Source organism: Aquimarina algiphila (assembly GCF_007489275.1).
GTDB lineage: Bacteria > Bacteroidota > Bacteroidia > Flavobacteriales > Flavobacteriaceae > Aquimarina > Aquimarina algiphila.
Genome location: NZ_VLNR01000035.1, coordinates 36,737 through 57,075, shown reverse-complemented (window position 1 = coordinate 57,075; position 20,339 = coordinate 36,737). Strand labels below are relative to the sequence as shown.

Annotated in this window: 18 protein-coding genes; 1 reads left to right on the top strand and 17 read right to left on the bottom strand. The window is 31.5% G+C overall.

Translation table 11 applies throughout. From position 1 onward, the window contains the following. Window positions 1-5: 5 nt before the first annotated feature. Window positions 6-1,061 (bottom strand): nucleotidyltransferase domain-containing protein, encoded by a 1,056-nt coding sequence (locus FOF46_RS16530; protein ID WP_143917225.1) that lies wholly within the window; start codon window positions 1,059-1,061, stop codon window positions 6-8. 73 nt (window positions 1,062-1,134) lie between these two features. Next, a complete protein-coding gene (locus FOF46_RS16525; protein ID WP_143917224.1) occupies window positions 1,135-1,872 on the bottom strand; it encodes a nucleotidyltransferase domain-containing protein in 738 nt (245 codons plus the stop codon). 94 nt (window positions 1,873-1,966) lie between these two features. Between FOF46_RS16525 and FOF46_RS16520 the strand changes: the two genes are divergently transcribed. Next, window positions 1,967-2,989 carry a helix-turn-helix transcriptional regulator gene (locus FOF46_RS16520; protein WP_143917223.1) on the top strand — a complete coding sequence of 341 codons (1,023 nt, stop codon included), beginning with the start codon at window positions 1,967-1,969 and terminating at the stop codon, window positions 2,987-2,989. 60 nt (window positions 2,990-3,049) lie between these two features. On the opposite strand, the gene FOF46_RS16515 is transcribed toward FOF46_RS16520, so the two are convergent. The 15 genes from FOF46_RS16515 to FOF46_RS16445 all read right to left on the bottom strand — a co-directional run bounded on the left by FOF46_RS16515 (window position 3,050) and on the right by FOF46_RS16445 (window position 20,091). Further along, entirely contained in the window at window positions 3,050-3,481 is a 432-nt protein-coding gene (locus FOF46_RS16515) for a hypothetical protein (RefSeq protein WP_143917222.1), read from the bottom strand. Between the two features lie 9 nt (window positions 3,482-3,490). Next, window positions 3,491-4,099 carry a hypothetical protein gene (locus FOF46_RS16510; RefSeq protein WP_143917221.1) on the bottom strand — a complete coding sequence of 203 codons (609 nt, stop codon included), beginning with the start codon at window positions 4,097-4,099 and terminating at the stop codon, window positions 3,491-3,493. Window position 4,100: 1 nt separating this feature from the next. Then, window positions 4,101-4,694 (bottom strand): hypothetical protein, encoded by a 594-nt coding sequence (locus FOF46_RS16505; protein WP_109436644.1) that lies wholly within the window; start codon window positions 4,692-4,694, stop codon window positions 4,101-4,103. 80 nt (window positions 4,695-4,774) lie between these two features. Next, a complete protein-coding gene (locus tag FOF46_RS16500; RefSeq protein ID WP_244299636.1) occupies window positions 4,775-5,335 on the bottom strand; it encodes a LemA family protein in 561 nt (186 codons plus the stop codon). Next, window positions 5,320-6,897 (bottom strand): DUF3137 domain-containing protein, encoded by a 1,578-nt coding sequence (locus FOF46_RS16495; protein WP_143917220.1) that lies wholly within the window; start codon window positions 6,895-6,897, stop codon window positions 5,320-5,322. Before FOF46_RS16495 ends, FOF46_RS16500 begins: the two co-directional genes overlap by 16 nt. A gap of 333 nt (window positions 6,898-7,230) precedes the next feature. Beyond that, complete coding sequence (locus tag FOF46_RS16490; protein ID WP_109436642.1) at window positions 7,231-7,956, bottom strand: LytR/AlgR family response regulator transcription factor; 726 nt, start codon at window positions 7,954-7,956, stop codon at window positions 7,231-7,233. A gap of 63 nt (window positions 7,957-8,019) precedes the next feature. After that, window positions 8,020-9,099, bottom strand: a complete 1,080-nt coding sequence (locus FOF46_RS16485) for an adenylate/guanylate cyclase domain-containing protein (protein WP_143917219.1) — start codon at window positions 9,097-9,099, stop codon at window positions 8,020-8,022. Window positions 9,100-9,153: 54 nt separating this feature from the next. After that, on the bottom strand, window positions 9,154-10,911 hold the full coding sequence (locus FOF46_RS16480; protein WP_143917218.1) for a hypothetical protein: 1,758 nt from the start codon (window positions 10,909-10,911) through the stop codon (window positions 9,154-9,156). After that, on the bottom strand, window positions 10,904-13,135 hold the full coding sequence (locus tag FOF46_RS16475; protein WP_143917217.1) for an undecaprenyl-diphosphate phosphatase: 2,232 nt from the start codon (window positions 13,133-13,135) through the stop codon (window positions 10,904-10,906). The genes FOF46_RS16480 and FOF46_RS16475 overlap by 8 nt, the downstream gene beginning before the upstream one ends. Further along, window positions 13,132-14,430 (bottom strand): BatA domain-containing protein, encoded by a 1,299-nt coding sequence (locus FOF46_RS16470; RefSeq protein WP_143917216.1) that lies wholly within the window; start codon window positions 14,428-14,430, stop codon window positions 13,132-13,134. The genes FOF46_RS16475 and FOF46_RS16470 overlap by 4 nt, the downstream gene beginning before the upstream one ends. Window position 14,431: 1 nt before the next feature. Next, on the bottom strand, window positions 14,432-15,328 hold the full coding sequence (locus FOF46_RS16465) for a DUF58 domain-containing protein (protein ID WP_143917215.1): 897 nt from the start codon (window positions 15,326-15,328) through the stop codon (window positions 14,432-14,434). A 4-nt stretch (window positions 15,329-15,332) separates the two neighbouring features. Next, window positions 15,333-16,337 (bottom strand): AAA family ATPase, encoded by a 1,005-nt coding sequence (locus FOF46_RS16460; RefSeq protein ID WP_143917214.1) that lies wholly within the window; start codon window positions 16,335-16,337, stop codon window positions 15,333-15,335. 11 nt (window positions 16,338-16,348) lie between these two features. Further along, window positions 16,349-16,969 carry a DUF4159 domain-containing protein gene (locus FOF46_RS16455; protein WP_109436636.1) on the bottom strand — a complete coding sequence of 207 codons (621 nt, stop codon included), beginning with the start codon at window positions 16,967-16,969 and terminating at the stop codon, window positions 16,349-16,351. A 132-nt stretch (window positions 16,970-17,101) separates the two neighbouring features. Continuing rightward, window positions 17,102-18,418: a TldD/PmbA family protein gene (locus FOF46_RS16450; protein ID WP_109436635.1), complete on the bottom strand. Its 1,317-nt coding sequence runs from the start codon at window positions 18,416-18,418 to the stop codon at window positions 17,102-17,104. Between the two features lie 32 nt (window positions 18,419-18,450). Beyond that, the gene (locus FOF46_RS16445; protein ID WP_109436634.1) at window positions 18,451-20,091 is read right to left on the bottom strand and encodes a TldD/PmbA family protein; all 1,641 of its coding nucleotides are present in this window, start codon (window positions 20,089-20,091) and stop codon (window positions 18,451-18,453) included. Between the last annotated feature and the right edge of the window lie 248 nt (window positions 20,092-20,339).

Genomic DNA, 20,339 nt, shown 5'->3' with positions numbered 1-20,339 from the left:
CGCAATTATTTTGCGTAGTAATCATTTCTCAGTTTAAATATTAATTTATTGATTACACTTAGGTCAGGTCGCTCTATTAAATCGGCTTTTTCGTATAAAACATCTAAGCTTTCTTTTATCTCTTCTGCTTTATCAACCAATGTATCATATTCAAAATCTCCATTTTTGATTTTTAATAGGTAATCCCGATCTGATCGTCTAACATTTACAATACCTTCTTTAGCTATTTCTTTTGCCATATGAAGCAATCGAAATGTATGCATCATGTTTTTGGTATCATAATTTTTACCATGCATAGTATTATTTTTATATCGTTCTTCGTTTCTTTTTTCAACCCAAGCCCAGTATTCCTTATACTTTTTACAATAGAATGAATATCCGTCTACGTTAAAATATAGTAAAGCAATTGGCTCCTCTTCTTTTTGAACCGAACTTAGACATACTTCGTTTGCATTTTCTCTAGCTATACCTTGATATCCTTTTTCTGAACTATAAAAAAGATTATAACAATCTTTTATATGAGGAATCTTTACTAATCCACAATGTCTCGCTTCGAGTTTTTTGTCTTCAAGAAACTCTTTAAGTACTATAGACCGTTTCCCAGTTCTCACATAACAAAAATCCAAAACTGATTTTCTATCTTTTTCTACCGGGTTTACGATCTTTTTATTTAAACCTCTAGCCTTTTTAATTTGTGTATACGCATAATTCGCAAAGGTGTTTTTACACAATCCAGAAAGAAAATATTCCATTTTGATTTGATCAAAAATTGGATCTTTCTTTAAGATACAATCTTTCGGTACATTCAATAATTCTAAAATATTAGGATTATTCTTTGATAATAGTTCTATAAACTTTCTAAGTTCATAGTATACAATATCATTGGTTTCGTTATTAATCTGACCAATATATTCCAACGAATAGAATTGTTCTTTTGGTAATACAAAAACACCTCTTATATCTGTATCTGATGTTGCTGTAGCTAATCCATATGCTCTACTACCACTAATACATTTGAATATGATGTTTCCTGATGCTTTTAATTCTGCTATGGTTTTCATTTTCATTATTGTTAGCTAGTCAAACTGAACTTGCCGAAGTGTAATTGATCTTCGACAAGCTCAGATTGACAATTTAGTTTTCAGTGATACTTTTAAACAAAAATGCATCGATTCTTTCGGGATTAGGTTTTCCTGATGGCAAGGACTTAGCATATTTATCATTTGTGGCTATAGTTTCAGAAACAAACCGTATCACTTTTTCATTTCTCAAATGGAGATAACTTTCCTCATTTTCAGACTTTATGTCCATCAGGTTTTTGATTTCAACTTTTATATCAGGTGATACAAGAGATAACATTTTGTCAAAAACTACTGGAGGCATAGATTTATGTTCTAATATCCATTTACCCGCCAAAGATGTTCTTAAAGCGTAAAACAAGCTTTTTAGTTTTATGGTTGAACCAGCTAGTTTTTCTTCATACTTCTTACTCATACTCAAATAATGATACATACTCGCTACAGGTGAAAAGCAATCTTTTGCTATAGCCTGCAACTCTGATATCAATCCATCTTCTCCTTGGTATACTATAGGTGAAAATAAATGCTCTAAAGCAGGAACATTAGATTTTTTAAGTAACCTTAGGCTTTTACGGAGTTCCCAACCTACGGCGTCAAAATCTCCATCCATTATGTCGATTGTATCTCTTTTTTCAGAAACAGTTAAATACCATTCTAATGGATGAGTATATAAAAAACGTACATCATAATCACTATCTGGCGAAGCAAAGCCCCATGCTCTACTACCCGATTCACAAGCGTAGTTTATCTTTACATTACGTTTTTCTTCTATATGTTTAAGTCTTGTTTTCATGTCTTTTTCAATTACTATACAAAGATTACATTCTTCTACGCATTGTTTTTGCGTAGAAAAAAGATAATGTCTATTTTTCTAAAAATATTTTAGCATGGCACAGAACAAGAATGCACTCATACGTTATAAAACCATAGATAAATGCCTGCAAAACAACAATCGGCAATGGACACTTGATGATCTTATAGAAGCATGCTCAGATGTTTTATACGAATATGAAGGTAGGGATGTCAATGTAAGCAAACGTACTGTACAGTTAGATATTCAGATGATGCGTAGTGATAAACTAGGTTATAATGCACCCATAGAAGTTTATGACAAAAAATATTATCGATATGCAGATGAAGAATATTCTATTACAGATATTCCATTAACTGAAAATGATATGAATGTTCTCTCAGAAACTGTTGAGATGTTAAAACAATTCAAAGATTTTTCATTATTTTCTGAACTTGGAGGTATCATCCAACGATTAGAAGACAAGGTTTATACCGAGAAAACACATCAATCCGCTATTATACATCTCGATAAGAATGAAAAACTAAAGGGGTTAGAACATCTTGACATTTTATATCAGGCTATTTTAAAAAAAATTGTATTAAGAATTACGTATCAATCCTTTACTGCAAGAAAGGCTTCTGAATTTGTATTTCACCCTTTTATTTTAAAAGAATTTAATAATCGTTGGTTTCTAGTAGGTAAACCCAACGCAAAAATGAAACAACCTATTGTTACTTTGGCGCTTGACAGAATGATCAGTATAGATTTTGACACTTACATACCATACACTACAGAAAAATTTGATGGAGATAATTATTATAAAAACACCATTGGTGTTACGGTGCTTAATGATGAGCAGTTACAAGAAGTAATTCTAAAAATAGACCGTAGTAATGCTCCATATGTAATTACAAAGCCATTTCATCATTCTCAGGAAGTCATAGAAAAATTAGACGATGGTAGTATAGTTATAAAGTTGAATGTTCATTTAAACTTTGAATTTGAACGTTTGATTTTAGGGTTTGGTGATACTATAGAAGTAATACAACCCAGGTTGCTCAGAAAAAGAATTCGTCAGAAATTAGAGAGGGCACATCGATTGTATGTTGAAGAATAAAACAAATCCCCTTGTTAAAAAACAAAGGGATTACAAACAACACAATATCAAAACTTAGCTTTATTTATTACCAAACAAAGCTCCCAACCCTACTTTGATTTCTTGTTCTTCTACTTGTAAGTTATTCTTTACAGTTGCCTGAATTTCATCATAAAAACCATCACCATCTCCGTAAATAAGTCTTATGATGAGTGATCCAATAAATCCAAAATTATTATTTAAAAGGTTTAGCCACCATTCTAAAGTATCTTCACCAAAATTGATATATGTTTTACCATCAATATCTTGTAATGAAATTACGGTTCTGTGATAGGCATTTTTTATGACGGTAAATGCATCATTTGACTTCCCAGATACAACTTTGCTAATCGCATTATTTGAGGCATTAGAAGACTTATACGTATACTTGTCTCCAAATTCATTTTCAAAAAGTTGATTAAGACTTTTGATGTCTATTTTCTCTTCTGTATAATATACTTTATGTATTCCCATTTTTTAGTTTTATAAGATTAACCCTGATGTACTTTTCACTGTTCCATCTCCATCAAGTTCGAATTCAAATTCGAATTCCTGGGTCCCTATGATTCTTTCTCCGTAAATCGTATTTCCTTTTTCTTTTTTGGTGGCTACTATAGTAAAACTAGATACTATTTTATTATCTGACTCTACAGAAAACCCCCAATCTACCAATCTATAATTAGTAAACTCCTGAGTTTTTTCTTCAACTAATTTTTGACTGTCTTTAAAGGCTGTTTCAATACGATCAAAACCTATATCTTTTAATGCAACAGTTCCTGATGTTATATCTGAGTCAATTTCTGTGGGTTCTTGTACCTTTCCTAGGAAAACGATATATACTTGCGAAAACACTTTTTCGTTTTCGGGATACATGATTTGAGCCATTTCAAAAGTCCCTGATTTATCGTTTTTAGTCAAAAGGTTTAAACTATGAACTTGTTTATCTTCTCCAAAATTGCTAAAAATAACTTCCTTCAAATCTTCAATCCCATCTGGAGTCATAATCAGGATATCTTTTCCCTGACCAGGAGCACATGAAGAACCTAGAAATATCAGTACTAGTATTGTTATACTATATATTACTTTCTTCATATTATTGATCTATCGATAAAACTCCATTCTCATCTACTTCAAAACGAAAATCATAATAGTTAGTCACTATATTTCTACCTTCTCTTGTTGTAGCTTCACCTTTCTTAGTGGCTTCTACATAAAAATAAGAAGTTACTTTTTGGTCTTTATTTACTTCAAATTTCCAACTGTAAAGAGTAAAATCTTCATACTCGTCTGATGCGTCTTCTATAAACTTAACTGCCTCTTCAAATTTTACTGAAATTTGATCCAAGTTAAATTCTGAAGCCTTTATCTTTCCGTATTTTCCTTTCTTTTCAATTCTAGCTTTTTTAGGATCGTCTAAGGTTTTTCTAGAGTTAGAGTAATATTGTTGAAAATCAATATCATCTTGATTAAAATCTACACTAAAACTTTCAAAATCGCTAGTGAGATGGTCAACCGCTGTAATGTCTAATGTATATAATTCTGTATCTTCTCCATAAGTTTCTGTTAAAAGCGTTTTTAACTCTGTTAAATCTTCTGGGTTATTGATAGACAACGACTTTAATGGATTACTACAAGCCACTACTAAAAAGCCAAAAATAGCTATTGCACAATATGTAATTTGTTTCATAATTTATTATTTATTTGATTTTGCTTATTAAAATTTATTTTCTCTTACTCTTTTGTTTTGTTATATACATCATTTATAAACTAGAAATAGTTTTTTGCATCTACATTCTGTTTTTGGGTTTCAGAAGCATATTCCCATTCCCTCTTTTTCATTCCTATAGCAGTTGCAATTATATTAGCAGGAAAACTACCTATGGCATTATTATAATTGGTAATAGTACTGCTTACATATCTTCTCCCGGCAGATATCTGTTCTTCTACCTCATTCCAACTCGCCTGCAAATGTGTAAATTGTGTACTTGCTTTTAATTCTGGATAGGCTTCTAATTGCAGCATTAGGCCTTTTACAACTTCAGTTCCCTGTTTATCTTCTGTAGCTGTAGAGGTTGAATTTACATTCCTTAAAGCGGTTACTTTCTCTAAAGTTGTAGACTCGTAATCAATATATTGTTTCACCAAAGTAATTAGATTGGGTAGTAAATCCGATCGTTTGATAAAAAGAGCATCTAGAGAGGAAATAGCATTTTCTATCTGATTTCTTACTCTAATCAACTTATTAAAAATCATGATTAGCATTACAATCAATGCTATTACTACTCCAAGAATTATTAAATTCGTATTCATCATTATGCTACTTTCCATATGTTAGTACTTAATTTCAATTCTTCGATAAAAGAAAGTTGATCATACAACTCTTTATAAAAACCTTCTATAGCATCATTTTTTGTAATGGATTTAAACAATTTTGTTTCAAATTGATTGATTCTGTTATTATTTGCTATCGTTATTCTATCATCTTTAAAAGAAATAAAGTATTGACCTTCTCTATCCTGTGATAATTGTTTTATTCTTAGCATTAACGAAGTACTTAAAATGTAACGCGCTTCAATTTGATCCTTTGCATAAACATCGTAAAGTTTCATAAACTCTGGATCTTCTAGCATTACTTTTTCCCCCAGGTCAAAGTTTAAATGATCTTTTATATCATTTCCTCCTAAGGACTTCCATGATTTTTTAGGAATGAGAAATACGGATTGATTAAAGCTTTTATTAAACTCTGCCATAAAAACCTGTCCTTTAAACACCTGATCCGGAGAACTGTTTTCTTTAGAAAAACTCAAAGTTCGTTCTACCGTTAGGTCACAAAACTGAAATGGAACGCCTTGATGATTTCCAAGAATTTGATCATTCCCTTTTAGGTCATACTGCTTCTCTTGAAACAGGCCTATATCCAAAAATTCTTTTAAGGTAATATGTCCATGTAGAATATATCGAAAGTCTGGATTCATAAACTGAATCATGGGTTCAAAGATCTTTCTTTTAAACTGGTAGTTAGTATCTGCCTCTATAGATTTTCCATTTCCTCTTATTTTGGTGAAATATATAACCAAATAGTATATGGCAAACACACCTATAAAAGCACCTATAAATACTTCTGTGCTTATTTTTATCGTTTGGGTTGCTTGTAAATATTGAAAACCATACCACCCGGCCATAAATACACCAATGATAACAAAATATAAGATGTAGTTCTTTTTCCCTTTTACTCTTTCTCCTTCTATTTTTTCTATATCTGGCATCAAGGTACTCTTCATAAACTGTTTAAATAATTCAACAGATTTTAAAGGTTCTTTTGATGTTTTTGTTTCAGTTAATTCGTACCAATCCTTACTATCCTTTGCTTTATTACCACTGCTTATTATCTCTTTCAATGCCGGTATAACGTGATAAGGAACTGCAAAATTATATCCCAAAGTATTGGTTTTTATACCTTCTTTATTTACTAAACCAATATTTACAAATTCTACCGGACATAGGTTTAATTTTATTTTTATTAGTGGTATTACTATTTTATACACTGTATTTTGATGTATTCTTTCTGCCATACATCCTTCTTCTAAATGTGCTATAAACTCAGCTATAAGTGCGGGTCTTTTATTAAGAATATATAATTTCCGAATGGGAAATATTAGATATCCAATAAAAACTAGTGGAAGTATATATTGATAATAATTATTGTATGAAGTTGTCAAATTAGATATGAAACCTTCTACGGTTTTCACAAAAATTTCTGCAGCAAAAAAATAAATTAAAGATGCAATAATAATAATGGTAAAAAGAATTAAAACATACCCTAATACAGTAAGCTTTTTATCTCTTTGATGTTCTTCTAACAGGTGTTTTTTAAGTTCTAAAACATTCATTATCTATCAATAAAACTATAATTACTTTATTTTTATTTACTATCTATAATGCACATATCGAATGCTAAACTAATCCATAGGTTATGTTTAGAAAACAGCAAATTTATATTCGTTACAAATTTTTTAAAATTCGCTACACGTAAATATTTTTTCGATTTTAGAAGTAATAGTTACTTTATGAAGAAATGTAAAATGAGTAGTAATAAGAGTATTTGAATCAAAACACAGAACACTAGCAATAAGGAGCTACGTTAAGTAATATCGTTTTCTTACAGCAATTTTATATTCTAAAAAGAATAGTTATGATGACAATAACATTCTCAAATAAATTAGTTAGAATATTTTAGAAATAATCTCTTCTCTTTTCCTTGTAGATACAGGAATTTTAGTTTCATTTGCTAATATTAAATACCCTTTTTTATCATATCTATCAATATAATCACGATTTACTAGATATGATTGATGTGATCTAATAAAAACGTTTTGAGGTAATTGTTTTTCGAATTCTACGATAGAACCAGAAGCCAGAAACTTTCTGCCGTCGCTTAAATAAAATGTAGTGTATCCTTTATCTGATTTGCAATATAACAATTGATCTAAAATCACAAACTGAAGACTTTCTTGAGTGCGTAAAACAATTTTCTTTCCTTCTCCCTTAAGATGATTCTGAACAATATCCATTTGTTTTAGAATGTCTTTAGTATTGATATTACTTACTTTTTCAATAGCTTCTTTAAGTTCATCTATTTCTATAGGTTTTAACAGATAATCTACTGCCCCTATTTTTAATGCCTGAAGTGCATATTCTTCATAAGCAGTAATAAATATTATTTTAAATTCTAGATTTTTAGTTTGTTCCAAAAAATCAAAAGCAGTGCCATCTGCAAGATTAATGTCTAAAAAAATCAAATCTGGTTTACAGGCATTTGCCAAAATAACGGCTTCGTTTACAGATTCACATTCTCCTAATACATTTATCTCAGTATCTAATAATTCTAACAAATTAAGCAAGCCTTTTCTAATATATACTTCATCTTCAATGAGTAATGATTTAATCATATACTATTAATTTTATAAGGGACTACCAAAGTAATTAATATTACTGGTTTGTTATATATTTTTTTAAATTTCAGCCATTTGTTGTATTGCACAAATATCTACTAGTTCATTTTTACCTTTTAATTTAAGAGCTCCGATTTCTTTCACAGAAAACTCTTCTTCTATTTGTATATCACTCAGCAATTCAGAAGAAATCAAAAAGAATTCATTGTACGTGTTGCATTGTGACTGAATTCTGGCAGAAATATTAATTACATCTCCGTGATACGCTAATTCTTTTTTAACCGTTCCTACCTCAGAAACCATTATTTGTCCACCATGCAATCCTGCCTTGAACTCTGGAGAAACTCCATATTTATTTAGATAATATTCCTTTTTTTCATGTAGATTGTTTTTAAAACTAAAAAATATACCGATACATTTTTGTTGGGATATTCCTTTTCTATAAGGCCAACATAATACCGCTTCATCACCAACATATTGATAAATCTCGGCATCATATTTTGGAACTACATCATTAAGGTCATAAAAACAGTCTTGTATAAATTGGCTATAGGCATAATGTCCTAAATTTTCTGCTATTGTTGTAGAGTTTTTTAAATCTAAAAACATAAATATACGTTTCTCCTCCTGCGGATTTTTGTATTTTCCTAAGAGCATTTTTAGAAAAACTCCTTTGCCAAATTTTTCAACTGCAATTGTAATAAACGAAAAAACAAAAGAAACTAGAACCAGATATATAATAATGGCCCAAAATGACTTATCATCCCTCCACCATCCTTGTTCTGTATTAAAGTCAACGTTAAAGATTTTAGATGAAATCTTTAACATCATGGTAAAAATAGTAATGGTGATAGTAAAATCAATGAAGCTCTTAACAATAATTCTCAACCCCAAAGTTATTTGTTTTGAAAAGAATTTATCAAAAATAAAATCTACTGTAGCATATATTAACCCCAGAAACATTCCTAATATAACAAAAGCAAATAAAGCTTCTTTAAATCTAAAATCTGGATTCGTCTGTATCCCTACTTCTTCATCTATCCCAAAAAATCTAAATATTACATAACATCCCAGGGCAATCCCCCAAAAAAAGATAGATTGCCATAAAAGTGTACTATATTGTTTAAGGTTTCGATTCATCTTCTATAATTTGGCACTAAAATACTCCAACAATTTTTTAGTTTATATTTTCTGTCAATTTACCATTTTTGGTTTTAACCATAGATATCCAATACAGATTAAAAAAATCAAAAAGAATCCTAAAGGGTTTACTAATCTAAAAGCTTTATTTTCTTCTTTACTCTCCTTTGAGGAAACAGCAGAATACTTGCTATTTTCTACTATTTTTTCATAATGAGTCTGCGATCTCCAATGAGAAGTATGAGTAACAAAGTATGGAAAGACTTCTGTTGTATCTTGTTGTATCAACAGAGTGTCCCATCCTAAGGTTTTTGGATATGTAGTAGCACTCCATAGGTTAGATATATCAATATCTTCACGCATTGAAATTTTATATCCATTTATCGTATTAACCATAGGTTTGGCTATAGATGTTCTTAACTTGAATTTAAAAGGTTGATTAATATATGCTATATTTCCTTTTGACCTCCATTCTGCTAAAGGAATTTCCTTATTACTTATACTACTAATCAATTTTGACCATAATTCCTGATAAACCTTAGTCCGGCCATTCAATACTAATTCATACGTGTTTTCTAATACTGTAGTTCCTATTCTTCCTTTCCCCATTGGTTTATATGCAGATAGTACTTGATTGTTGGTATTTTTATGAATTGGATGTAATAAAAATTCATCTTTAAAAAAGAAAGGAGATTTAGAAATTTTTATTTTTGATTGACCTTTAAGATTTGTCTCTACGTTTTTTTGGGTAACAAAATCAAATGAGCCAAAGTTTCTCGAAAATCTAAAAAAGTCCTGATCAGACTGTATAAAAAGGCCTAAACCATTTTCTCTGATCGAATTTCTCAAAACGGCTCTGGATGTTTTTCCTAATTTCTTAAATGAATTTGCATCGATAATAACCAAATCAAAAGGCTGTAGATTTTTTTCTGAGAAAGTACCTATAGGTAGTCTTTCCATATTAAAATATTCATATTTGTATCTTCCTTTGGTAATTTGACTTCTAACTAATACCTGATGCCCCATTTCTGCCAAATAATTTTTTAAGTATTTGGTTTCAAAAGTTGGAAATCCATTCACTATTAATATTTTTAAGGGAATCGGATCTTCTACAAGAAGGGGAATTGGATTTTTAGAATGAATTTTACCTGTAGTATCCTTTTCTATCAGAGAGAAAACAAATTTCCCTGGTAGATTGAGTTTTGTAGATAATCCAAATATTTGTTGCTCATCATCCCCTAATGAAACTGAATCTAAATATACTCCTCCCGGACCTTCTAATACTAGTTGATTTTCCTTTTTAGGCTTATGATAAAGCCCATTAAATATCATTTGTTTTCCCACGGTATTTTTGTGATCATAGGTAAATCTAATCACTCCTGAGGGTATCGAATCGTTAAGGTATTTTACTTTACAATTATCGAATTGCCAAAAGTCGAAGGGTTCTACACCATAGCCCAGTATAAAAACAGAATCCGGAATATTTATATCTTTAAAAATTAACTGATTGATGTTATACTTGTATACTTTAATTCTTTTGTGAACTTTCTTTATACTGTCTAACCTTACCTGATCATAACCTTCTGTCAGTATCACCATTTTTGTAGCATCCCCGGGCACACTTATTACTGGCTTTAATACCAAGATAACAAGAGCACCAATAGCTAAAAATGATATCATTACTTTGATCCAAAATCTAGGCTTCTTGTTTGAATACCATTCTTTCCAAATAAAAACACACCATAACAGGATTGCTCCTATACTTAATGGCCACATCAATTCTGCATTCAAAAAAGTAAGGTTATCAATCATGAACTTCAAGTTCTTTTAATAATAATTCATTAATCTCGCCAGTTAGTACTTTTCTTTTTACTGCATTATACTTTAGTTCTGGAAGTGCATCAAATAAACCTCCTTGTATTTCAACCAATGTGGACAATGGTATTTTTTTATTTTCGGTAGTTCTTTTTAATTTTTGTAATGTTTTTAGATATTTTCCTGGATTTTCAAGTGCCTTGATTGCCAATTCATTTCCTGCTTTCTCAAAAAGTGTTCTATCATCATCATTAATCTTTTCTTTTCCTATTATCAATTCTTCTAATCTTAAGATTGTTTGTCGTATCGATGGATATATCTCTGGTTCTTGTAATTCTTCTTTTTTCCTAAAATTAGATACTTCTTCTATTTTACCCGTAAGTCTTTTATCCTCCTTAATAGGCGGTGGATCAAAGCCAATTCGATGTACATAGACACGAGCACTGTTTTTAATTTCCTGTATAAGTTTTAATGCTCTATATTGATATGGCAATGATTTCTCTGGAGTATATAATCTTAAATATAGTTCTGCATCCCACATCTCATTTAAGGCCTGTCTTAGTTTACTTTTTAGAGATTGTGTAAATAGCGTTGATTCTTCGGGATCTTCATGGTTATGTAAGTATTCATGTAAAGGATCGTTCTTTTCTTCACTATCTTCTTCTTTATGATCGACCAGATTGTGCTCATTATCGCTATCATGTTTGTGTGTATATTGCTCCAAAGGATCTTCTTCATCATGATCTTCATCTCCATGTTCGTCTTCATTAGAAATCTCAGGATTTTCTTGATTAACAAGTTCTGATTCTGATTCGTCCCCCATGAATTCTGCATATTTAAGGCGTAGTACTTTTTGGTCAAAGCCTAACTCATTACTTTTAAAATTAAATTCTTTTTTAGTCAATTTTGATTTCTCCCGAATTAACTTTTCTGTATCTATTATCAATTGTCGTTGACTTCTAAAATAATCGGGCATTAAATCTACTCCCATAGTACCTTCAACTGCAAATTGATCAGAGAGTGTATCTTTTATAACGGCAAAAAAGGTTTCACTTCTGGATGTATTAGACATCGGTTGCTTGCGATCCAAAGCTTCAATATAAAAATAAAGTTCGTCTCCAGGCTCCATTTTCATCTTATCTAAATCTATACTTTTTAATAACTTCAAATTTTTACTCCCTCTAATAACCTTAGTATCAAAGCTTAATTTTTCTTCTCTAAACTTTACTGATTCCCCAGAGCCTTTGCTTACTGTAGCAATAATATAAACATCTGCAATTCCAAAATCATCAGTAACAGAGGTTTTAAAAGAAAGCTTTTTATTTTCATCAAACTCGAAGGAAGTAAACTGTTTTAGTCCAATAATCTCTACTCCAGGACCCTTATCCTTTATCATTTCTATAGCATACAAGTCAGAAGTATATGATGTATTTTGTACATCGGTATATCTAAAATTATAAAACCCCGAAGCATTCAATGTAGAAGTTTGAGTATATATTTCATTACTATAATTCATGGATTGACTACTTCCCATACTTTCTATAGTTACATCTTTTATATGTGTATTAAACTTGATTCGCCAAGTTAATTTTGAACCTTCTACTGCTTTTACATCCATTTTTGTAGTTCTAAAAGAAGGTATTTGTGTATAACTTGGATAATCTATAATTAATTCCTGGTGTTCTAATTTAGGTTGCTTACCTCTTTTTGAAATTGAATCTGTAGCTGTGAAAACTATTGTATTTGCAGGTATTTTTGGTTCCTTTGCCTCTTGTAAATAATTGATTATCTTAAATTGATACATTAGAAATCCTACTATTGCAAATAAGCCCATAATGACACTTCCTCGTAACAAATTGCTTGGTGGACTAATAGTACCCAATTTCTCCACAAGTTCTTTCGCTACTTTATATTGTTGAAGCTTTGCCAGTCCTGATAATTGTTCTTCTGGTAATAATAAAAGGCCAGTACTATACTCTGCTGTATCCAGATGTTGATCTATGTAACCACTTACTTTTTTTAAATTGGGCCTCCATGGTTTTATAAAAATAAACATAAATCCAACTAACACTATCGATACAAGTATTGACCAAAGTAATTTGAAGAATAAAAAATACACCAAAATAGCTGGTCCAAGAGAATACAGTAAAATCTCAACCCACAACATGAATTGCCAACGTCTCCTAAACCGATTTAATATCATATTTCCTGTCATCTTCATTGTCTTCTGTATTTTGCTATTATACGTTCTATAATTAATAAGAAGACTAATACTATCCATAGCCATTGTGAGATATCAAAAATTGAAGCATTTTTTTTATCAATTTTGAGATTAGATACTAAAGGAGATAATTCTTTTATATCCATGACCCGTTTGTCATACAAATCAATTTTTTCCTTTGCCTCTTTATGTATATCGATTAGATATAAAAGTTCTTCAGAAAGATGTTTATTAATACTATTTTCTGTATTAAGGGGAGAGGTTAAGTAAAAGGTTCTGGAAGAAGGTCCTTCTTCAATAATATTATGAGCCAACTCATCTGGTCTATATGCCAATACTTTTGCAGAAGTCTTTGGAATTGGATTCTTAGACAACCATACCATCAAATCAAAAGTATCAAAATCAATCGTATCCTTTTTCTTTTCAATTTGCAATTCTACAGGTCTATTAATATACTTTGATATTGCTCTAAATGCTGCGTTGCAATACTTCATCTCGTTAGATAAACTATCTTCATAAAACAATAGTATAGTAATGGTTTTTTCATTGATTAAAGGGATACTATTTTTTTTCTTTTCTAACGAAAAAATCAAACTATCTTTTGATGTGTTTAATGTTATGCTATCGCTATTAGAAGAAAGAAGCTGCTTATTAAAAGATAAACCATCATGATCACTCGATACAGATAATAGTTGTATCTTACTTTCTTTTTTAACCGCTCCTATAGGTTGGTCAAATGGTTTTTCCAGATCGAGAATTACCCAGTTAACATCTTTATTTACCTTAGGGCGTATACCTTTTATCCCTGATCTAAATCCATTAGTAAAAACCACAATACTATCGGTTTCAAGAGTTTCCATTTCTTTAGCTAATTGCCAATAGTTTGGCACTTTGATATCAACACTATCTAATTGATCTTTTTGAAGTTCTGGAAAATCGGTTTGTAACATTCTTAAGGATTCTCCCTCTTCTATTGTATCGAGAATAGTATATATTTCTTCATATTGCAATAAAGAGGATTCAAAAATATATGTAATCGGTATTGTGCTTACTTTCTTTTTTATTTGAGGTCCGGCGATAATAATAATAAGCACACTAAGCAACACTAGTCTTAGTACTAATAACCACAACTCATTGATCTGAATACTACTGGTTTGTTTTGAATCTGATTCGTCCAGTAATTTGATACTACCGATTTTGATTGTTTTTCCCTCTTTTTTACTCCACAGATGTATTGCTATGGGAACTAGGAGTCCCAATAAAGCCCATAGATATGTAGGGTTAAGAAAGAACATATTACATTAATCTATTTCGTTTCTTCAAAAATACCTGTAGTGCTTCTCCTATATGCTCATCCAATCTAAAAAGATGATAACTAATTCCATTTGCTAATAAAATGTCTTTTGTCTTTTTCATCATTTCTTCTAAGGATGACAAGTATTTCTTTTTTGCAGTTTTAGTATCTATTTTAAGTTTCATTCCCGTTTCAAGATCTTCAAAAGTAACCGTCCCCTTATAATCAAATTCTAATTCATTCTTTCCCATAAGGTGTAATACTACAACTTCATTTCTTGGGGTTTTTATTTTTTTAATAAAAGAAGTAAGTTCTTTATGATGTTCATATAAATCAGTAATAAAAAAAATCAACTCTTTCTGACCGCGATCATGAAAATTATTTGATTCCTTGGAGTACTCTGGCCATTTTCCTTCATTCTGAATATTAATCAACTCTAATAATAAACGATTATAATGTTGTTTCTGAACTTTTGGATACAAATTATATAAATGCTGATCATTAAGTGCAAAAAGACCAACAGCATCTCCTTGATGATGTGATAAATATGCTAAAGAAGCTATTAAGATTCTTACGTAATCCATCTTAGATAATCCTTCCTCCTGATGGAGCATCGACATACTTGCATCTAAAATAAATTTTACTGCAATATTGGTTTCTACTTCGGATTGTTTTATGTAATACCTTCCTGATCGTGCTAACATTTTCCAATCCAGTAATCGTAAATCATCACCCGGTTCATAACTTCTGAATTGACTAAACTCCATTCCCGGACCAACACTAATACTATGATTAAGTCCCGATAAATAACCATCTACTATTACACGCGAAATCAATGCTAATCCAGAGACGCTTTTTATGAGTTCAGGTTTTAATAATTGATGATAATCCTGCTTCACTTATTTAATTTTTGGGTACAGTAATCTCCTTTAGTAGTTGACGAGTAACATCATCAGCTGTTATATTTTCTGATTCTGCTCTAAAATTTACAATAGTCCTATGACGTAATACTGGAATAGCCACATGTTTTATATCTTCTAGAGTAACAGATAAACGTCCTTTAATCAATGCACGAGCTTTGGCTGTTAATATCATTGCCTGACCAGCTCTTGGCCCTGCTCCCCAACTTACCCAATCCTTTACGTATGTATTCTTTGTAGTTTCTGGTCTTGTTGCACGAATTAATCTGCTTACATAAGTGACCAATTCATCACTAATAGGAACTTCTCGAACAAGATATTGTAATCTTATGATATCTTCACCGGTAATTACTTTATTGAGTGTTTCCTTTTTAACACCTGTAGTATTTTTTAAAATCGTAGTTTCCTCTAATTCATTGGGATATCCAATTTTTATATATAGCAAGAACCTATCCTGTTGAGCTTCTGGAAGCATAAATGTCCCCGATTGTTCAATAGGGTTTTGAGTAGCTAGAATAAAAAATGGTTTATCCAACTCATATGTTTTCCCAGAATAGGTTACTTCAAACTCTTGCATCGCTTCTAATAAAGCTGCCTGTGTCTTAGGTGGTGTACGGTTAATCTCATCTGCAAGTATAATATTAGCAAAAATTGGTCCCTTATTAAATTTAAAAAACTTTTTTCCAGTACTATAATCTTCTTCCAATATTTCGGTACCAATAATATCTGAAGGCATAAGATCTGGAGTAAATTGTATCCTCTTAAATTTTAAATCAATTGCCTCTGCCAATGTTCTTATCATCAACGTTTTTGCTAATCCGGGAACACCTTCTAACAAGGCATGCCCACCGGCTAAAAAAGTAATCAATAATTGTTCTATGGTTTCTTCCTGACCTGTAATTATTTTACCTATTTCTTTTCTTAAATCACTAAGCTTTCCGGTTAATATATTTACCTCTTGCTCAATACTTGCTAAATTTTTATCCATCAATATATTTTTTATGATGTAAGTGCATATAATACTATATTCACTCCAAAACGAGTATTATCTATCTTATACCACCTTTTATTTCTAAAATCATAATCCCACTCGCAACCATAATCTTTATTACTAAATAAAACTCCTATTCTACCATTGATTATAATTGCTTTTAAATAATCGTGTACTATATCATCCCCCCATCCATTAAGCTCTTGAGAAGTAGTAGGTGGGCCATCTTCAAATTTGAAAAACACATTGTATATCTCATGATTATTGGGAATTTTCTTTAATTGTCCAGGTCCAAAAATATCTTCCATTTGGCGTTCAAATGATTTTGAAAACAAACCATCTATATCATGATTACAATCATCAGCAAATACAAACCCTCCATTATTAACATACTTCTCAAAATTCTCCCGCTCTTTTTTAGTAAATTGAACCAACTTATGACCTGATATATAACAAAATGGGCTTTTGAATATCTCCTCGCTACTTAATGCTATTATTTTTTCCTGAGTATCTACCTCTAAAGTTGTATACTCAACAAGAGAGTTTAAAAGATTGGAAGGCATCCTTTGATCAACATCCCAATCCCCAGACTCATACTGTAATCGTGTGAAGAAAAATTTGTTACCCAATGCAGTTTGTTGTTTTAAACTTTACTATTACCCCTATTGTTTCTACTATACATTCCTGATGAAGTAATCTAAAAGAAAAAACTGGTCATAATGAACTCATCAAAATGACCAGTATATAGTTATGCTATAGAATTAAACTGCATCTGATAAACTGGTAAATGTAAAATCTCTTACTTTCATATAAGGGACTAAATTACCATTCATCCTAACTTGTTTACCAAGTGTTTCTAGATTATTTAGCATAATGATCGGGCTTTCATTAAATCTAAAATTTTTCACAGGATGTTTTATTTTCCCATTCTCTATGTAAAACGTTCCGTCACGGGTAAGACCTGTATATAATAGTGTTTGAGGGTCTACGGTTCTAATATACCATAATCGAGTTACCAAAATTCCTTTTTTAGTACTTTTTATAAGATCTTCTAGAGATGCATCACCTCCTTGCATAATAAAACCATTAGGAAAAGGAACAGGATCAACTCCCTTCTCTTTTGCCCAATATCGGCTATAAGCTAGGTTTTTTACCACTCCATTCTCTACCCAGCTTGTTTTTTTCAATGGTTGTCCTGCGCCGTTCCATGTACTGGTTGGCACTTCAGGATGTAAAGGATCAGACCATATATTTATGCGTTCATCTACTATTTTTTCTCCTAATTTAGTTCCTCCACCTTCTTTAGACATAAAGCTTCTTCCTTCATCTGCTGTACGGGCATTAAACGCTCTTGCCATATTACCCAACAATCCTATCGATGCTGCTGGCTCCAGTATTACGGTATATTTACCGGGCTCAATAGCTTTAGCTTCTTTTGACATCAATGCTTTGTTTATTGCCACATTAGAAGCTTCGACAGCATCAAACTTACTTATATCATTATAATCTCTGGACACCCAACCTGATCCAGTACCATCATTAGTTCTCATAGTTACTGTAAAATCAGAATTGGTCTCTTGATTATAAGCAAAAAGTCCACTAGAATTTAACATTGCACTAAAACTGGATGAGTCATTAAAAAATCCAGCTGCTGTAATATCTTTTGCAGCTGCAGGTTCAATACTGCTGCTTGCCACAGTAGCACGATATTCTGGAGTAATCTTGGCTGTAGCCTCACTAAACGTGATTGACTTATCATAGGTCTGAGGACCTAATGGAGCCATAAACTCCGGGTTTTCTGGTGAAAGTTTTGCTAATTCTTCTGCTCTTTTCACAACTTTCTTTAAAGATTCATCATCAAATTCATCAATCGTTGCTGTACCAGATTTTTTACCAAAGTTTGATTGTACTACCAAGGTTTGATTTGATCTGTGTCCTGCTGTAGACACCGTATTACGTGCATAACGAATGTTACCACTTTCACTTCCACTTATATTAATTTCACAAGCATCTGCGGTAGAAAAGCTTAAAGCTTTCTCCATGATTTTTCTTGCTTCTTCTTTTGTATATATTGCCATGATATTGTTAGTATTTGTAGTAAATCAATAGTTTAAATCGCTCTACCTGTATTGATTACATTTACGTTATTAAACCTGGTAGTAGCACTACCGTGAGACACTGCACTTATCTGAGAGGGCTGGCCTTTACCATCGAAAAATGAACCGAACATACGATAATCACTCTGATCACATATTTTAGCACATGAGTTCCAGAATTCTTGAGTATTTGATTGGTATGCAACATCATCTAACATACCTACTATTTCTCCATTTTTAATCTCATAAAACACGGTACCTCCAAACTGGAAGTTATATCGTTGTTGGTCAATAGAATATGAACCTCTACCGGCAATATAAATTCCTTTTTCTACATCCTTAATCATTTCTGCAACAGAGTATTTCTCTTTACCTGCTTCCAGAGATACATTTGGCATTCTTTGAAACTGCACATCATTCCAACTTTGTGAGTAACAACACCCGTGAGATTCATTTTGACCAATCATATGTACTTGATCACGAATTGCTTGATAATTAGTGAGTACTCCATTACGTACAAGATCCCATTGTTTGGTTTTAACGCCTTCATCGTCATAACCTACAGCACCTAAAGATCCTACTTGTGTCTTATCTGCAACCAGATTTACAATATCACTTCCGTATTTAAAGTTTTTTGTTTTCCATTTATCTAATGTGGCAAAACTAGTTCCTGCATAATTTGCCTCATATCCAAGAACTCGATCAAGCTCCAGAGGGTGTCCTACAGATTCATGTATTGTTAATCCTAAATGATTAGGTTCTAAAACAAGGTCATATTTACCTGCGTCTACAGATTTGGCAGTAAGTCTTTCTTTGGCTTGTTTTGCTGCCATGGTAGCATCTTCTACCATATCATAACTTCCTCTATATAATTTTAGACCAGCTGGCCCTTCAAGTTTTTCTGAATCTAAACCATCCATATATTCATACCCCATTCCCATCGGAGCACTCATTGCCTGACGTGATTTAAATTTGTTCGAAGCCCGATCTATAGCAGTAACTGTAAATGTTGGCCAAATACGATGTACATCCTGATCGATATAAGATCCTTCTGTAGAAGCAAAATACTTCTGTTCATTTACCATGAATAAACCAGAATTCACAAAGTTTGCTCCATTTTTTAATGCTGCTGCGTTAGCACTTAATAATAAATCTACCTTTTCTGAAATAGGAACTTCTTTGAAATCTTTCTTTATTGGCGTTTTCCAAGAAACCTCTCCATGAGAAGCTACCGGAGCTAACTTTACCGGTACTTTTTGAATTTTTGAATTGGCCTTTGCAATTGCTACTGCTTGATCTGTAGCTTTTTTAATCCCTTTTTCAGAAACTTCATTGGTAGAAGCAAATCCCCAAGTACCATTTGCAATTACACGAATTCCTATACCAAAGGATTCTGTATTAACAACATTCTGTACTTTATCTTCTCTTGTAAAAACATATTGATTTAAATATCTTCCGATTCGAGCATCGGCATAAGTCGCTCCTAAAGATTTTGCAGTATTAAGAGCTATATCTGCCATTCTTTTTTTGATTGCTATATCCATTCCCGGATGTAGTAATGCTTCTGCGGAAATATCATTTCCTAAGAGCAGGGATGGCATCATTAAAGCGCCTGCTCCTAATCCCGCGTATTGAACAAAGTCTCTTCGTTTCATATAAGCTTCCTTTTTTGATTGAGTGAATATTAGTTTATTATTAGTAAGATTCTTTATGATTACCTTAAAGAATTCTGTATATAATCTTTATTACAAAATTAAAAATAGTAGTATCCCCAAAGCTCCATCATCACTATTTTTACCAACTTTTTTCAATATTCATTGAAGTACTATTAAAATAACCTTTTTCAAGAAACATAATGTGTACATTCAAAACACAGATCATTTTATATAATTCAATAAAAACC

Bases quoted from the DNA above. Each gene is read 5' to 3' on its own strand.
- FOF46_RS16530 (WP_143917225.1), bottom strand. From the start codon at position 1,061: ATGAAAACCATAGCAGAATTAAAAGCATCAGGAAACATCATATTCAAA.
- FOF46_RS16525 (WP_143917224.1), bottom strand. From the start codon at position 1,872: ATGAAAACAAGACTTAAACATATAGAAGAAAAACGTAATGTAAAGATA.
- FOF46_RS16520 (WP_143917223.1), top strand. From the start codon at position 1,967: ATGGCACAGAACAAGAATGCACTCATACGTTATAAAACCATAGATAAA.
- FOF46_RS16515 (WP_143917222.1), bottom strand. From the start codon at position 3,481: ATGGGAATACATAAAGTATATTATACAGAAGAGAAAATAGACATCAAA.
- FOF46_RS16510 (WP_143917221.1), bottom strand. From the start codon at position 4,099: ATGAAGAAAGTAATATATAGTATAACAATACTAGTACTGATATTTCTA.
- FOF46_RS16505 (WP_109436644.1), bottom strand. From the start codon at position 4,694: ATGAAACAAATTACATATTGTGCAATAGCTATTTTTGGCTTTTTAGTA.
- FOF46_RS16500 (WP_244299636.1), bottom strand. From the start codon at position 5,335: ATGGAAAGTAGCATAATGATGAATACGAATTTAATAATTCTTGGAGTA.
- FOF46_RS16495 (WP_143917220.1), bottom strand. From the start codon at position 6,897: ATGAATGTTTTAGAACTTAAAAAACACCTGTTAGAAGAACATCAAAGA.
- FOF46_RS16490 (WP_109436642.1), bottom strand. From the start codon at position 7,956: ATGATTAAATCATTACTCATTGAAGATGAAGTATATATTAGAAAAGGC.
- FOF46_RS16485 (WP_143917219.1), bottom strand. From the start codon at position 9,099: ATGAATCGAAACCTTAAACAATATAGTACACTTTTATGGCAATCTATC.
- FOF46_RS16480 (WP_143917218.1), bottom strand. From the start codon at position 10,911: ATGATTGATAACCTTACTTTTTTGAATGCAGAATTGATGTGGCCATTA.
- FOF46_RS16475 (WP_143917217.1), bottom strand. From the start codon at position 13,135: ATGAAGATGACAGGAAATATGATATTAAATCGGTTTAGGAGACGTTGG.
- FOF46_RS16470 (WP_143917216.1), bottom strand. From the start codon at position 14,430: ATGTTCTTTCTTAACCCTACATATCTATGGGCTTTATTGGGACTCCTA.
- FOF46_RS16460 (WP_143917214.1), bottom strand. From the start codon at position 16,337: ATGGATAAAAATTTAGCAAGTATTGAGCAAGAGGTAAATATATTAACC.
- FOF46_RS16450 (WP_109436635.1), bottom strand. From the start codon at position 18,418: ATGGCAATATATACAAAAGAAGAAGCAAGAAAAATCATGGAGAAAGCT.
- FOF46_RS16445 (WP_109436634.1), bottom strand. From the start codon at position 20,091: ATGAAACGAAGAGACTTTGTTCAATACGCGGGATTAGGAGCAGGCGCT.